This window comes from Endozoicomonas ascidiicola, from assembly GCF_001646945.1.
GTDB lineage: Bacteria > Pseudomonadota > Gammaproteobacteria > Pseudomonadales > Endozoicomonadaceae > Endozoicomonas > Endozoicomonas ascidiicola.
This window is the reverse complement of record NZ_LUTV01000003.1, coordinates 409,466-425,616: the sequence shown is the minus strand read 5'-3', so window position 1 is coordinate 425,616 and position 16,151 is coordinate 409,466. Positions and strand designations below refer to the sequence as shown.

General features: G+C 44.7%; 14 protein-coding genes. 13 read left to right on the top strand and 1 reads right to left on the bottom strand.

Annotation, left to right across the window (positions count from 1 at the left end; genetic code table 11):
• Nucleotides 1-2: 2 nt before the first annotated feature.
• From AKL11_RS09425 to tal, 8 genes are all read left to right on the top strand, one after another.
• The gene (locus AKL11_RS09425; RefSeq protein WP_067516733.1) at nucleotides 3-1,016 is read left to right on the top strand and encodes a LacI family DNA-binding transcriptional regulator; all 1,014 of its coding nucleotides are present in this window, start codon (nucleotides 3-5) and stop codon (nucleotides 1,014-1,016) included.
• 275 nt (nucleotides 1,017-1,291) lie between these two features.
• Nucleotides 1,292-1,471, top strand: a complete 180-nt coding sequence (locus AKL11_RS09420) for an ATP-binding cassette domain-containing protein (RefSeq protein ID WP_067516731.1) — start codon at nucleotides 1,292-1,294, stop codon at nucleotides 1,469-1,471.
• 60 nt (nucleotides 1,472-1,531) lie between these two features.
• Nucleotides 1,532-2,569: an IS1595 family transposase gene (locus AKL11_RS09415; RefSeq protein ID WP_067516729.1), complete on the top strand. Its 1,038-nt coding sequence runs from the start codon at nucleotides 1,532-1,534 to the stop codon at nucleotides 2,567-2,569.
• The gene (locus tag AKL11_RS09410; protein WP_067516727.1) at nucleotides 2,542-3,882 is read left to right on the top strand and encodes a sugar ABC transporter ATP-binding protein; all 1,341 of its coding nucleotides are present in this window, start codon (nucleotides 2,542-2,544) and stop codon (nucleotides 3,880-3,882) included. The genes AKL11_RS09415 and AKL11_RS09410 overlap by 28 nt, the downstream gene beginning before the upstream one ends.
• Complete coding sequence (locus AKL11_RS09405) at nucleotides 3,882-4,859, top strand: ABC transporter permease (RefSeq protein WP_216636486.1); 978 nt, start codon at nucleotides 3,882-3,884, stop codon at nucleotides 4,857-4,859. Before AKL11_RS09410 ends, AKL11_RS09405 begins: the two co-directional genes overlap by 1 nt.
• 49 nt (nucleotides 4,860-4,908) lie before the next feature.
• Nucleotides 4,909-5,904, top strand: coding sequence for a sugar ABC transporter substrate-binding protein (locus AKL11_RS09400; protein WP_067516725.1), 996 nt, complete (start codon nucleotides 4,909-4,911; stop codon nucleotides 5,902-5,904).
• Nucleotides 5,905-5,982: 78 nt separating this feature from the next.
• On the top strand, nucleotides 5,983-7,440 hold the full coding sequence (gene xylB, locus AKL11_RS09395) for a xylulokinase (RefSeq protein WP_067516724.1): 1,458 nt from the start codon (nucleotides 5,983-5,985) through the stop codon (nucleotides 7,438-7,440).
• A gap of 27 nt (nucleotides 7,441-7,467) precedes the next feature.
• Entirely contained in the window at nucleotides 7,468-8,424 is a 957-nt protein-coding gene (tal, locus tag AKL11_RS09390) for a transaldolase (protein ID WP_067516721.1), read from the top strand.
• An 8-nt stretch (nucleotides 8,425-8,432) separates the two neighbouring features.
• Here tal and AKL11_RS09385 read toward each other — a convergent pair whose 3' ends face one another.
• On the bottom strand, nucleotides 8,433-9,071 hold the full coding sequence (locus AKL11_RS09385) for a GntR family transcriptional regulator (RefSeq protein WP_067517300.1): 639 nt from the start codon (nucleotides 9,069-9,071) through the stop codon (nucleotides 8,433-8,435).
• 158 nt (nucleotides 9,072-9,229) lie between these two features.
• On the opposite strand from AKL11_RS09385, the gene AKL11_RS09380 reads away from it, so the two are divergent.
• The 5 genes from AKL11_RS09380 (at nucleotide 9,230) to AKL11_RS09360 (ending at nucleotide 15,917) form a co-directional block, all read left to right on the top strand.
• Nucleotides 9,230-10,585 (top strand): FAD-dependent oxidoreductase, encoded by a 1,356-nt coding sequence (locus AKL11_RS09380; protein WP_067516719.1) that lies wholly within the window; start codon nucleotides 9,230-9,232, stop codon nucleotides 10,583-10,585.
• Between the two features lie 79 nt (nucleotides 10,586-10,664).
• Nucleotides 10,665-11,789 carry a mandelate racemase/muconate lactonizing enzyme family protein gene (locus AKL11_RS09375; RefSeq protein ID WP_067516717.1) on the top strand — a complete coding sequence of 375 codons (1,125 nt, stop codon included), beginning with the start codon at nucleotides 10,665-10,667 and terminating at the stop codon, nucleotides 11,787-11,789.
• Between the two features lie 15 nt (nucleotides 11,790-11,804).
• Entirely contained in the window at nucleotides 11,805-13,382 is a 1,578-nt protein-coding gene (locus AKL11_RS09370; RefSeq protein WP_067516715.1) for a BCCT family transporter, read from the top strand.
• An 822-nt stretch (nucleotides 13,383-14,204) separates the two neighbouring features.
• Nucleotides 14,205-14,423, top strand: coding sequence for a hypothetical protein (locus AKL11_RS09365; protein ID WP_067516713.1), 219 nt, complete (start codon nucleotides 14,205-14,207; stop codon nucleotides 14,421-14,423).
• Nucleotides 14,424-14,651: 228 nt separating this feature from the next.
• Entirely contained in the window at nucleotides 14,652-15,917 is a 1,266-nt protein-coding gene (locus AKL11_RS09360; protein WP_067516711.1) for a hypothetical protein, read from the top strand.
• Nucleotides 15,918-16,151 lie beyond the last annotated feature (234 nt).

Sequence of the window (16,151 nt, the reverse complement as noted above, 5' to 3'; positions counted from 1 at the left end):
GTATGACAACTATCAAGGACGTAGCAAAGCTGGCGGGCGTATCCATTTCAACCGTTTCTCACGTACTGAACAGCACTCGTTTTGTCAGTGAGGAAGTGGCGATGAAAGTTAAAAGAGCTATAGATGAACTGGAATACAAACCCAGCGCACTGGCTCGCAGTTTGAAAACCAGCAAAACAAAAACCCTTGGTATGCTAACGTCATCTAATGCTAATCCATTTTTTGCTGAAGTTATTCATGGAGTTGAAGCCACCTGTTACGAACTTGGTTACCATCTGGTGCTATGTAATTTCGGTCAGGATGATCAGCCCGATATTAAGAAGCAAGCATCCTATCTGACTACACTGGCAGAAAAACGGGTGGATGGCCTTCTTATAATGTCCGCCCATAGCTCCGACCAGTTCTTCAGGACACTTGAGGAACTCACTGTTCCCTTGGTCATTCTTGATTGCCATGCGCCTGTAAAAAATGCAGACATTATTATGGATTATCCAGAGCTGGGTGGTTATGAAGCAACACGATATCTCATAGAGCAGGGCCATAGAAAAATTGGCTGCATCAGTGGCCCTCAAACACTATCTCCCAGTTGCGATCGTTTAGCGGGTTTTCATCGTGCATTACATGAAGCAAGCATTCCAGCAAACCCGCACTGGACTATTGAAGGATCGTTGACGGCTAAAAGTGGATACCAGGTCATCGAACAATTAATACAACAAGACTCTCTTCCTACGGCGCTTTTTGCAGGTAATGACCTGATGGCTATTGGGGCTATAAGTGCATTACAAAACAAGGGCCTGAGAGTACCTGAAGATATCTCCATCGTTGGCTACGACAATATTGAGCTTGCAGCTTACACGTCGCCACCACTGACGACGATAGATCAGCCTAAGTGGGAAATGGGAGCACTGGCAGCGAAGACACTGATCCATCGTCTGGAAAATGAAAAAACTATATCTGAAATAAAGACATTTAAGTCCACTCTAGTAGTTAGAAAATCGGTAAAAAAAGTCCACTGATAAGGATTCTTTTTTAAAGCAGAAGAGGTGGTCAAAAAATGAAAAAACATGTCACAAATTGCTGCTTATTTGTTGACCTCTGTCATTCTTTCGAGGCGTAAAGGTGTGATTAAATGCCAACCAGTGGCCATATTCAGAATGGTTTTCAGAGTCTGGTATTTTCCATAATACTGACGACAGTTAACGTCATTTTACAGATACCCATTCAACCTACACCTACTGTTGAATAACCACGTTACAGATAAACTCGTGAGGGCGATTCCTTGAATGTCAGAATGCATGGAATATTGAAATCCTTTGGATCAGTCAATGTCCTTAAAGATGTACAGCTTACTATTGCTGATTCAGAAGTTCATGCCCTGATGGGAGAGAATGGAGCGGGCAAATCAACACTGATAAAAATCCTGTCCGGGGTTTACAGTAAAGATGCCGGTGACATCACCGTTGATGGCTAAGTTACCGTTAATGGTTGAATCAGCTAAACTCCTATAAAATCAACGTGGTAGGGGAGTGATATGCAATCTGAACTCTTCCAGAATTTTATTGATTCCATTTCATCATTAAACAGTGAGCAGCGAGACATTCTTAACACCTCGCTCATTAGTGCCCAAATAGAAATTACTGAGGCAGTAGAAACCACTGATTCAGAAACACTTTGCAGTAAATCTTTATCCAACAATAATACAACACCTGACGTAGAAAAAAGCATACTGTCCAAGTTTGCAGAAAACCCCAAATGTCCCAGATGCAAAAGCCATAGCGTTGGTCGCTGGGGTATACGGAATGGCCGACAGCGCTACCACTGCAAGACTTGTGACTCCACATTTAATGCTTTTAGCGGAACACCTTTGGCAAGGCTCAGGCACCCTGAAAAATGGAGCAAGTACCTTACAGGCATGACTTACTCTATGGTCTTGCGACCCGCTGCTGCTGAGAATGGCATTGACTTGAAGACCGCGTTCCGCTGGCGTCATCGCTTTCTTGAGGTGATCAATAATGACCAGGCAGAAGAGCTTTGTGGCATTACGGAGCTCGATGAAACATTCTTCCGTGAATCCTTCAAAGGGCAGAGAGAAGGCCTACCAAGACCAGCTAGAAAGCGTGGTAATGATCCCCACAAAGCCCGAAAAGTACCGGTGATGGTGGCTCGGGACCGCAATCGAAATACCGTCGACGGTGTTCTGGAAAACGAAAGTGCTAATGAATTATGCAGGCATTTAAATGGCCGTATATCGATACAGGCCACGGTTTGTGCGGATGCCCACCTTGCACATGAAAAACTTGCAGACAAGCTTGGATTTGACTTTAAGGAGCTGGTGACATCGGCAGGTCAACATGTTGTTGAAGGTATCTATCACATCCAGACTGTAAACTCTTATCACAGACATCTAAAACGCTGGATTGGCGGCATATTCCAAGGGGTTGCTACTCGTTACCTACCCCATTATCTGGCCTGGAGACGGGAACTTACAGCGGCAAATAAGTTAACTGCTGGCCGATTGGTTAGCAAAATTGCTGAACATTGGTGCTTCCAACCATTAACGGTAACTTAGCCACCGTTGATGGTGTAACTGTTGATTCAAATGATATTACCTCCAGCCAGGAACTTGGAATTGCCTATGTTCATCAGGAGCTCAATGTCGTTAATGAATTATCCATTGCCGACAATATGTTTCTGGGTAAAGAGATTAAAAACCGCTATGGGTTTATTGATAGAACCAGAATGAATGAGGTTTGTGAGGGCGTTCTAAAAGAATTGAATTTCTCACATTTATCACCAGACACGCTCATGGGTGATATCAGTGTTGGCAGCCAGCAAATGATTGAAATTGCCAAGGCGCTGTTAATTAATGCTCGTTTAATCATTCTTGATGAGCCCACTGCAGCTCTGACCAATAAAGAAATTGAATCTCTCTTTAAAATTATTAGAAAACTAAAAAGTGAAGGCGTGAGTTTCCTTTACGTATCTCATCGAATGAATGAAATTTTTGAACTGTCTGACCAAATCACAGTGCTTCGAGATGGTTGCTATGTAGGCACTCGAGAAACCGCTCAGGTTACTGAAGATGATCTGGTTGAAATGATGACGGGGAAAAGCATCGACAACCTCTTTCCAGATGTTCCCTGCAAACCAGGAAAGACCATTCTTGAAGTTAACGGCCTGACACAGGAAAAATACTTCAAAAACGTATCTTTTGACTTAAAAGAAGGTGAGGTTCTGGGTTTTGCAGGGCTAATGGGCTCTGGTCGCTCAGAAGTGATGCATGCCATTTTCGGCAGTAAGCCCGTTGACAGTGGTGAAATTCGCATTAATGGACAGCCAGTGTCCATCTCCAGCCCGATTATTGCCAAACAACTGGGCCTTGCATTCGTAACGGAAGATCGTAAAGAAGAAGGTCTGATTCTGGATTTTGATTTGATCGAAAATACCTCTTTGCCTTCGCTCCACAACCATACAAAGAATGGTTTCGTGGATGATAAAAAACTGACGTCACTGACTGATCAATATATTCGTGACATTCGGATTAAAACCAGCAGCAGTAAACAAAAACTGAAAAATCTGAGCGGCGGTAATCAACAGAAGGTGGTTCTCGCCAAGTGGTTGGAAACTGCGCCTCAAATTCTAATTCTTGATGAACCTACCCGCGGCGTTGACGTCGGCGCTAAAAAAGAAATTTATGAAATCATCAACGAACTGAAAAGCAAGGGTGTTGCCATCATCGTTGTATCCAGTGAATTGTCTGAAGTCATGGGAATTTCAGACCGTCTAGCGGTGATGCATCAAGGCTCTATCGTTAATATTTCTCCGACTAAACAAATGACTCAAGACCAAGTCTTAAAGCTAGCTTTCACAGGAGCTCATTAATGAGTATCTCTTCTCAGGCTTCACTGCCAACGCCAGGCAAAATGAGCTTTTTCAAGCTGTACGAAAAATACGGCCTATTCGTTATTTTACTGCTTCTGGGTGCCACCTTTACCGCCCTGAACCCAAACTTTTTAACGCTGTATAATATTCAGAACATTTTTAAACAGTCGTCTATCAACGGTCTGATCGCCTTTGGCATGACCTTTGTTATTCTACTGGGCTGTATTGATCTTTCTGTCGGCTCCATTCTGGCGTTGGTGGGTCTGATTACCGGCACACTCATTGTTGAATTTCAAGTTTCATCCGCTATCGCCATTCCTGTTGGTCTGGCTCTGGGCGTACTGCTTGGTTTCATTAACGGCGCTCTGGTTGCCAAGGTAAAACTCCAGCCTTTTATTGCTACGTTGATTACCATGACCGTCTACCGGGGGATTACACTGATTCTCTCCAACGGTTTACCAGTACGAAACATCAGCCAGTTCTCTTCTACTGCAGAGTTCATCAACCGTGGAAGCTTGAGTATTATTCCTGTTTCCATGCTGATTTTACTGGCCATCTTTGCTGCTATCTGGGTACTGCTGAACAAAACCGTATTTGGTCGACACCTCTTTGCTACCGGTGGTAATGAAGAAGCTGCAAGGCTTTCCACAGTCCCTACTGAAAAAGTAAAAATATGGGGATACGTTCTCTGTGGGCTTCTCTCCTCCATGGCCGCAGTTCTGTATATCTCCCGCTACAACTCTATTTACCCCAACGCCGGTATTGGCATTGAGCTGGATGCCATTGCAGCAGTCGTTATCGGTGGCACCAGTATGACCGGTGGTAAAGGCAGGATTACCGGTACATTACTGGGCGTACTGATTATCGGAATGCTCAATAACGGATTAAACCTGCTGGGTGTGTCGTCTTTCTACCAGGAAGTCATTAAAGGTCTGGTCATTCTTGTGGCTGTCGTCATCGACATTAAAAAGAAATAACTGACTAACCAATTTTCATTAATACATTTATCAATATGAGATTGTTACCATGAAAAAGCTGCTTGCTATCTCCACTCTGGCTGCTGCCATGTTCGGACTGACTGGTTGCTCTGATACAGAAACTGCCAGTACTGAAGCGGTAAAAGATGAAAAAGTGATTGCCCTGTTAATCTCTAACCGTTCCAACGAATTCTTTGGTGTACTGGCAGATTCCGCTGTTAAAACCTCCGAAGCAATGGGTTATAAAATTGAAGTATACGACGGTGGTAACGATGCAACCCGTCAACCCAGTCAGGTTGAAGATGCTATTACCAAAGGTGTTGATGCCATTGTTATCAACCCCCTGAACAAAGATGCTACAACCAGTGTATTGAATGATGCAGTTGCCAGAGGTATCTCTGTGGTTTCCGTTGACACTACGGTTGATGGCGTAGATTTTCTGGCGGAAGTAGCTACCGACAACGAAGATGGTGGTAAATTTGCGGCTGAATGGCTGGTGACCAAATCCGGCATCAACCCAACTGAACTGGCTGGTATCATTCATATGCAGGGTTTGGATGGTCACTCCGCACACCTTACCAGAGCTAAGGGATTCTACGATCACCTGATTTCTGAACAGGCTGGTGCTGAGTGGAATGCACTGGCGAATGACGAAAGCCGTTATGTAAGACTCACTGGCGATTTTGCTCAGGACGTTGCTCAAAGTGTGCTTGAGTCCAGACTGAGCGCACTTGATCAAAATGGCAAATACGTTATCTACAACGAGAATGACGTCATGGCTGTTGGCTCTCTGGGCGCCATCAAAAATGATAATCGTTTTGACCTGAACAACTTTTACCTTATTGGCTTTGATGGTTCTGCTGAAGGTAAACGCCTTGTGGACGAAGACAGCTTGAAAATCACTGTCGTGCAGGACTTTCAATTCATCGGTGCTAAAGCCATTGGTATTGTGGATAACTTCCTGAAAAATGGCCAGAAGCCAGAGCAGAGCAGCATTCCGGTAGAAGTGGTCATGTACCCGGAAAACCAAAGTCCACGGATCTAAACTCAATTCCTACTGATCATAACCGGGCTCAACTTGAGCCCGATTTTACTTTCAATCCTTATTCTAACCAGGTGCCCCATGTATCTAGGTATTGACCTCGGAACTTCTGGCGTCAAAACCATTCTGCTTTCTGAGCAGGGTGATATTCTAGCCAAAGCTCATTCAGCACTGACTGTTTCCAGACCTGAACCACTCTGGAGTGAACAGAATCCGGAGTCTTGGTGGCAAGCCGCTTGCGACACCATCGAACAACTGAAAAAACAATATGACCTTAACGGGGTAAAAGCCATTGGTCTTTCGGGTCAAATGCATGGTGCTGTGTTGCTGGATGAGCAGACCAACATATTAAGACCCGCTATTTTATGGAATGACGGTCGTAGCTTTGCAGAGTGCGATGAGCTTGAACGAGCACAACCTGAACTTCGCCAGATAACCGGCAATATTGCCATGCCCGGGTTTACTGCACCTAAGTTGTTGTGGGTTTATAAACACGAACCTGAGATCTTTAAGAAAGTCCGCCACGTCCTTTTACCGAAAGACTATCTGCGCTTTAAACTGACGGGAACTTTTTGTTCAGACTGTTCCGACAGCAGCGGTACGTTATGGTTCGATGTCAAAAAACGTAGCTGGTCCAATACGGCCATCAATAACTGCAACCTACAACCATCCGCCATGCCTGATGTCTATGAAGGCACACAGGTCGCAGGTCGTTTACTTCCAGAACACGCTCAACACTGGGGAATGTCTGAAGTTCCGGTGGCTGCTGGAGCAGGCGATAATGCCGCCGGTGCCATTGGCGTGGGCGCAATAAATGCTGGTGACGGTATTTTATCTCTGGGTACATCCGGCGTCATTTTTATTGTGGATAACGAATATAGAAGTAATCCTGAGCAGGGTGTTCACAGTTTCTGCCACGCATTACCCGACAAATGGCATCTAATGTCCGTTATGCTTAGCGCCGCTTCATGCCTGGACTGGTTATGCCATTTGACAGGTGCAAAAGACGTTGCCAGCCTTATCTCTGAAGCAGAAACCATTGAATCTCAGAGCAACCTGTACTTTCTTCCTTACCTTTCTGGCGAGCGAACTCCCCATAATAACCCGAAAGCTTCCGGTGTCTTTTTTGGCATGAATGCCAATACACAACGTCCTCACTTAACCAGAGCTGTTCTCGAAGGCATTGGTTATGGCATGAAAGATGGTTTGAACGCACTGCTGCAGACGGGTATTCAGACTCAACATCTGACTCTTATAGGTGGCGGTGCCAGAAGCAACCTGTGGCGGCAACTATTGGCCAATATTCTGGGGTTGCCTCTGAAATACAGCGAGAGCAGCGATGTAGGTCCTGCTCTAGGGGCAGCACGTCTGGCCATGCTTTCTCTGGAACCTGAACTGAGTGATGAGGCGCTTCAACGTATTTGCCCGCCGCCTGAAATCAATGCAATCACAACTCCAGAGCCAGATCAGATGGCAGCGCATGCTGATCGTTATACCAAATTTAAACGTTTATATGACGCTCTGAAAAACGAATTCTAAATGACTACCGAAGGTTAAAGAAATTCTATGCAAAACCAACTTGCACAATTGAAAAAAATGACAAAAGTAGTGGCCGATACCGGAGATATTGAGGCGATACAACGTTATCAGCCTGAGGATGCCACCACCAACCCATCTCTGATTCTGAAGGCATCACTGCTGCCTTCTTATCAGTTACTTCTGGAAGAGGCTACCAGTTATGGGAAATTGCAAAGCGATGATGTTTCAGAACAAGTTACTCATGCTGCCGACTGGTTAACCGTGGGTATTGGTAAGATTATCCAGCAGCAAGTGCCAGGGCTGGTTTCTACAGAGGTGGATGCCCGGTTGTCATTCAATACCGAAGCAACGGTAAACAAAGCCAGGGAATTGTTGAAACTGTATGAGCAACAGGGAGCAGATCCCAAGCGTGTATTGATTAAAATCGCTTCCACTTGGGAAGGCATCAAAGCGGCTGAAATACTTGAGCAGGAAGGTGTTCGTTGTAATCTGACATTATTGTTTAATTTTGCCCAGGCTCAGGCTTGTGCTGAAGCAGGTGTCTACCTGATCTCTCCTTTTGTAGGCAGGATACTGGATTGGTATAAAAAAGCAGAAGAAAAGGAATTTGCAGCTGCCGAAGACCCGGGAGTACAGTCCGTAACCCGGATTTACAATTATTTCAGGCAACACGGCCATAAAACCATTGTTATGGGTGCGAGCTTCCGTAACACCGGAGAAATAATGGAACTGGCCGGCTGTGATGCACTGACCATCGGACCTGACCTGTTGAGTATGTTGGAGCAGGCTGATTCACCAGTGGAGCAGAAGCTCTTTGAAAATCAGCAAGGGCTGGATACCCAAAACAATGTTCTGGATGAGTCTGCATTCCGTTGGGCCATGAATGAAGACCCCATGGCAACAGAAAAGCTTGCAGAAGGTATTCGCAATTTTGCCAAAGACCAACAAGCGTTAGAAGCGTTGATTCTGCAAAAGCTTGGCTAAGCAAGTGCTCACCGATCCAACTTGCTTTTTGCCTGCTGAACGAGATAGTCAATCAAGCTATTGGAAGCCTTTATGGCTCCAGTAGCATCGTCTGCAGCCACTCTTCTCATAATCTCGGCATGCAGGCTGGCAGGATGACCTGTATCCGACCCTTTATTCAGAAACCAAAATCGGCGGGAAAGTCCCTGCAGCGGCAACATGGCTTTTATGAAATACTCATTACGGGCACTTTTTACTAACAACTGGTGGATTTCCCGAAGGTAGTTCAGAAAAGCGCTATCATTGTTACTTTCTGAACATTCAATAATTCCATCCGCCAGTTTCTCCATTGCTTTCTTTTGTTCGGTTGTCGCTCGCTGTGTAGCCAACCGAACACATTCAGCCTCAAGAGGTCTTCTTACTTCCAGTAGCTTCAGTTGACTCTCAACAGACACTTCCGGAATTTGAATACCTCGGCGAGGGTGAATAATGACCATTTGCTCCCAAGCCAGTTTTTGCAAAGCTTCCCGGATGGGAGTACGCCCCATCTGCAGACTCTCCGCCAACTGTTTCTCTGAGTACATGGCACCACCTTTAAGTTCCTCAAACAGAATCATGCACTCAAGCTGTTCATAAGCCTTGTCACTCAGAGAAAGATCATTATCCATCAAAACATCACTATTCAACAGGAACAAAAAAATAAGGCAGAACAAATTTACCGGTAGGCTTATTACGCTTTATTGACGTAGGTCAGCAACCTGAAAACTCACAAAGATACTATTCGCATATCTCTGATATATCAGATTATAGCGATTGTGAGTGTGTCATGAAACAGTGGAAGCTTGAAAGCCGTTTTGACAGTCCGCCTAATCTTCCTGTCTTGAGAGAGGTTGATGTTTTGGTGGTTGGCGGCGGCTCTGCCGGTGTAGCTGCTGCAACAGTTTGTGGTCGGAATGGCCTGACTACAGCGCTGGTAGAAAAATACGGGTTCTGTGGTGGTGCTGCAGTGGCCGGTCTATCTGGGACCATTTGTGGCATGTTTAAGGCTTCTGATAATGCGGACCGCCAGCCTGAGCAAGTGGTCTTTGGTTTTACCGAAGAATTCCGCGATCGACTGGAAAAACGTGGTGGCGTAACTGAGCCACAGATTTACGGAAAAACCTATACGGTTACCCATGACCCACTGGTCTGGCGTGAAGTGGCGGATGAGTGTCTGGAAGAAGCCGGCGTTGAAGTCTTTTTCCATACAGCAGTCACTGGCGTCATTATGGATGGTGATAAATACAAAGGTGTTGTCGTTCAATCAAATGCCGGTCAATCGGTGATTCTGGCCAAACGCATTATCGATGCCAGTGGTGACGCTGCCGTGGTTTCACGAGCCGGAGGAGAGTACTTCTTTGGTGATAACGGTGTTATCCAGAACCCAACCATGTTCTTCCGCCTTGGCAATGTCGAGATGGAGAACTATCTGGACTTCTTTGGTGAAGATACCATCTGTCCTGCGAAAGTAACTGAGAAGATTCTGGAATTGAATGCCAGCGGTGAATACCAGATGCCCCGTCACAAAATCTGGATTTTCCCAACTACTCGTCCCAATGAGTTGATGGTCAATGCCACCCGATTGGCTGGACAGGATGGACGTGTACTTAATGTTATTGATCCGGTTGATTTTACTGAAGCTGAAGTCTTTGGTCGGAAGCAGGTGCGTGAGTACGCCCGATTCCTGAAAGCCCATGTACCTGGCTGTGAAAACAGCTACGTGGTGGATACCGGTGTTGAGGTTGGTATCCGTCAGACCCGCTCCATTGAAGGGGTTGTTAAGCTGACCAATGAAGATGTGGTCAGTTGTCGTAAACGCCCCGACGGTATTGTTCGTACCCCATGGCCGATTGAACTGCACTCAGGCACCAAACCGAAACTGCACTGGTTGCTGGACGACTGGTATGAAGTTCCTTATGGCGCTCTGATCCCTGTGAAAGGGGAAAATATTATTGTTGCTGGTCGTTGTTTGTCTGCAGAGCACGAAGCACTGGCTTCAGCACGGGTTACGGCACAGACCTTTGAATATGGGCATGCGGCAGCTCATGCCACTGTCATCTCAATTCAGGAAGAGAGAGGTTTTCGTGACATCCGAGGTGAAGATGTTAGAGAGCAAATGATTCAGGCCGGCAGCCGCTTCTAAAAGATTCGCTAAACAAAAATCAGGCAAGAATGCAAAAAATGCCTGATACAACAACTTAAGACCTCTAGAGAGTAAAAACATGCTGGAAAGTAAAATTGCCCGCGTTGAGTTATACGCAGTAGCGGACCGTAATGCTGATGAACTGCCATGGGCTGATGATCAGGAACCGCTGCTATATACCAATAACATCGTTCGGATGATTACTGAAGATGGTTTGGAAGGGGTAGGAGCGACCATCAGCTATACCGAAAATGATTTTGACAAATGTATTGTTGAAGCCATGCGAACCATCGCTCCCGGTATCATTGGCAAGAACGCTCTAATGACTGAAGAATTAAACCGTTGGCTGATGAACCGCTGTAGCTGGGGTGGGCTGGTTGCCAAGTCTCCCTTTGATATTGCGGCTTGGGACATTAAGGGTAAAAAGGCAGGAATGCCTTTGTTCCAGATGTTGGGTGGGGCACGTAACAAGATGCTGTCGTATTCTTCAACACCAATGTTTGACACCGTTGATGAGTACTTCCCATTTATTGATGGTTGTATTGAGCATGGCTTTAAAGCCATCAAGCTGCACTGTTACTGCGTGTATGAAAAAGATTTGAAGCTGGTGAAAGCGGTGCAGGAGCGATACAAAAATTCCGGCATCGACTTCATGCTGGATACCGCCATGTACTACACCCAGAAAGAAGCCCTGAAAATGGCCAAACTGCTGGAGGAATATGAGTGGGCCTGGTTTGAGGCACCCGTGTCAGATTACGACTACAAGTCGTACCAGCGCCTTGTTCGCGAAACGGGAGTACAAATATCAAGCCATGGTAACTGCCTGCTGACCCTGCCGGAAGTGGCTCACGCACTGGCTAACGACATGTGGTCTGATGTTCGTCAGGATGCCACTGTCTGTGGTGGTATTACACCACTGAACAAATGCTTTGCCCTGGCTGAAGCTCATGGCAAGCCGCTGGAAATTCAAAGCTGGGGTTACACCATTACTCAGGCTGCCAACCTCCATGTCGCACTTGCTCACCATAACTGTACCTTCTTTGAGCAGGCCTACCCGTACGAAAACTTTGAGTATGGCGCCAAAAACGTTATCCGTACCAATAAGGATGGTTTTGTGCATGCACCTCAGGGAGCTGGGCTCGGTGTTGAAATGGACTGGGATGCGGTGAAAGAAGCATCCATTCTCTCCTATTCATTTGAATAAAGGCAGTCAATAGCCATGAAATTCCATACCTCTGACATTGACCTAAAGCTGACGTTTACCAGTTTTGGTGCCGTACTATTATTAGGCATTCTCGCCGTGCTATACCCTGAATCGGTTAAGAACACAATGGGTGTGATGCTGGATTTTACAGTAATCAACTTCGGTGCCGGTTTCCTCTGGTACACACTATTTGCCACAGTTACCTTGCTTTACCTGGCATTCTCTCGCTTCGGTGATATCCGGATGGGAGACAGCAAACCAAAGTTCAGCAAGTTCCAGCTGTTTGCCATGGCACTGTCAGCAGGTATGGGTGCCAGCACTATGTACTGGGGATTTATTGAAAGCGTCTATTACTTTATGGATCCACAGTTTGGTATTGTCGACCGGCATATGGCCATGGAGTATGCGACTGCCTATAACATGTTCCATTGGGGTGCGGCCGGTTGGTTCATATATCTAATTGTTGCGATTCCGTTTGCGGTGGTTTTCTATATCAAAAAGAGCCAGCGAATGAGCCTAAGTGGTGTTCTGAATAGCTTGTTTAATGATCGTCTGCCTGTGTGGGCACAAAAGCTGGTTGATCTGCTATTTATTATTACGACTCTGGCTGCTACTGCTCTTACCTTGGGATTAGGCATCCCGATGATTTCTTCCAACATCGCAAGCCTGACGGGCATTCCAGATAACTTGATGCTAGGTATTGGGGTTATTCTCGGTCTGTCGGTTATCTTCTCCCTGAGCTCCTATATCGGGATTGAGAAAGGCATGGCAAGATTGTCCAGTGCTACTATCTATATCTGTGCCTTTTTTGTCGGTCTGATTTTTATCATTGGCCCTTCTGCGCTAATCATGAATAACATGACTAACGGCATAGGCGTTATGCTGACCGAATATTTGCGTATGAGCACTAACACTGACCCTTTTGGATCCACTTTATTTCCTCAGTACTGGACAGTGTTTTTCTTAGCTAACTGGATCTCATATTCTCCGGGTGTCGGGGTCTTTATCACCAAGATTATCCAAGGGCAGAAGCTGAGGGATGTCATCCTGATTCTTGTGATCGGTGGTACTCTGGGTAGCGCGGTTATCTTTGGTGTTTGTGGAACCTATTCCATGAGCCTGATCGATACCGGTGCAATTGATGGTGTTGCAATGATTGAATCCGGCCAACCAACAGCACTGGTTAAGGAGATCTTTGATCAAAGTCCGATGTCGATGATATTAACTGCCATTTACCTGGTAACTATGATCCTATTCACTGTTACTACACTGGATGGCACCTCATATTCTCTGGCAGGTATTGCTACGAAAAAGCTAGATGCAGAAGCAAATGTATCCCCAATGTTCCGCTTGTTCTGGTGCTTGTTGTTAACGGCCCTACCGATTGTCTTTTTGCTGATTAATGCTGACTTGAATATTCTCAAGTCATTCCCGGTACTGATCATCGTTCTGATCACACCAATATTCCTGATAGCTGCTATTAGAACGCTGCAGTATCTGAATAATAATTACCAAAGCATTATGGCTCACCAGTTAGAACAGGATAAGCATCTTGGGATCAATCACGAGGTATTTATTGCCAGAACGGTTTAGTTAACCCATTGATACTGTTGCACTCTCTTTCCGGTCAGTATTTGACTGGAAAGAGAAGTAGGGCGTACTTTAAGCTTGTATGAACAATACTTGCCACTGAACTACTGAGGATTGGATCAGCGGGGATAGCGCACTTTATAAATTCCACTTTACTATTTCTACACAACTCTTTTAAAGATTGGAAAAAATTTCTAAATCAACCGTCGGCTTGGAAGCCAAGTCGACAGTAATCTCATCGATAAACAGAATACCTAAGTCAAAAGTACCAATACGTTCATAATCTCTACCCTCTCGGTGAACAGAAAGGTAATACCCTGTGTCACCTAGCACCCAGTTCCTTCAGAAGTTTATCAATGGTTTTGCTCTTTTTGTAAAAGTGACAGTAACCGCCATCAACAGTAGGACCAGAAACGGGTTGGATTTTTTGGGCTTCCAGCAGTTTTCTTAATTTTTAAGAGCGGGATTCCTGCTTCAGCAAAGGGTCCCTGTGAACTCAACATTTCATGCATAGCTTTCAAAATTAATATACAAAGCTGTTTTCCGGGTGGGGGAGCACCCTCATGTTGAAACTCGTCGATTAGTATGAGATTGATCTCATCAGCAAGACCCGTTATCTATCCACCTTCAGCTGTGTAAATTCACGCTTTTATAATAGTGTAGAAAGTTTCTTTTGTCGTATTCAGTAGCTCACTGTGCACTTCAGCTTCATGCTGGAATAAATATTTTGACTTTGAACCAGCAGGTCTCTGCCTTGGAGTTAACTCTGGTGTAACACATATTTTGATCCCGCGACTTTGTCGTGATGCTATAGACCAGCACAAGATGAAAGCTCTCGCCAGGACTCATACTGGCACTTTCAAAAGCATTGCTGAATCAAGAGTAACTGCTCAAAATTTACTGGCAGATTTGCCGCAAGCTGCTCTACAGCCCAATAAAACTGTTGTGGAAGAGTCTGAAAATAAAGATTTGCCAGTAAAAAATGAGCAGTTACAATCAAGACTGGTCTCTGACACAAGAACATATAATGGCTCACTCCCTTGAGCTGGAGCTGGAGCTTGATGGTCATGTTTCTAATAACGTGATACACATTAGCTATACGACGCCTATCAAATAGATATTAACTAAACCTAATCATGCACGACAGCGCCCAATTACTGCTTAAGGCGAATCGTGGCTATTGAAGTGTATCCTGCCTATATTGACGTATAGAAAACTCGATTAATTCTTTTATATGGCAAATAGATGCAACAATGAAAAAGGGGCAGTTACATGCTTGAGAAACTTACCAGTCGCTCAATGGCAGCAAATATACGCGCGGCAAAGAAAAGAGTAGTATTTTTAGGCGCTGGGATCTCCCTGGATATTGCGGAGGCTATAAAGTCAGCATCCGATTCTATTCAAGCAGAAGATATTATTATTTTAACAGATACTTCACCGGCTAGCAGACGACTTGGTTATGGAGATCATCAGGCTATTTTAGAGCTATATCATTATGGCGTAAATATTTATGAGCTATGGGATGTGCGCCTTGCTTTTTGTGTTGTTGATGATGCGGCCTGGGTATTCGCTCAAGTGCCAGAACTGATTGAAATAAGAGAGTGTAAGCGGGGGATCAACTGTATCAAGGTGCTTGGTGACGAAGTGGAGTCTTTGGCTAACGATGCTCAAAATCTTGTAAAAGGCACATCGCTAGAGGGCAATACGGATAATCGCGTGACCCCCTTATTTGATAGAAACAGACATAACGCATCATTACTTACCTTGAAAAAACTCAACAAAATAACTCTGAGCTTGCGTGATGACCCGCCCCAACATTTTGACTTGAGCCGAAAGATAATTGCTTTCAACAGCCGGTTGGAATTTGTTGAACTTAAGCTTCATGGCATGGATATTAAAAAAATGCGTTTCAATATCCCTAAAGAGCTAAAACCCATACTCATTGAGAACAAAGATGACGAAGGTCGTTTTTCAGCCCATTTCAAGATTTTTGATAATAACCGGAAGCTAGCTTCAAATAATGTTTCGGATAAGGTTTTCGAAGTGAGAGAGGTTTTCTTGAAACCAATTGGTAATCTAGGCCGATTGATCAAAACATCAGACAAAAAAATGTTTGAAAACGAACTATGCGCTATAAGAAAGGAAATTGAAATTCGTAAAAATGAGTTAAAAGCCTTTCTACAACACGAAAAGGATACATCTATAGAATCTCTTATCAGTATTTTTGCTGAAAGAGTTCGAAAATCACCACCGCTATCGCTAAAAGCGGAAAATGGCACTAATAAATTATCGTTATCCACAGTAAAAGATTACTTAAGAAGATTAATAAACAAGCAAATACCAAGCATTCACGACATGATAGGTAGTATAGAATTGAAGTGTACTTATAAAGCTATTACCTATGAGATGCTAAGTGATGTTTTTTTCCAGAAAAAGGTTCGTGAGTTGTTCCCTCATGAAGAATGGACACTCCCATATGACGAGATAACGGTAGCAAGAAAATCTGAAAAAAATAAGAAAAAGTCTCTTCCAATATGAAATGAGCCTGAACGGAGCCCTTGTTTCCAATATGAAATGAGCCTGTGATTTCTGATCTTTCGTCCAAAATTACTGGATGAAAATCATAATGGACACACGGCTCATCAAATCGCTCCAGCAGGTGGAGGAGCTGCTTCAGGCTACACCGCAGATACAGCCTGGTTGGAAGTCAAAAGACGAGTGCTATCAATGGATTGCAGGCACTCTCAAACACTTTCGATACCGCACTCTGAG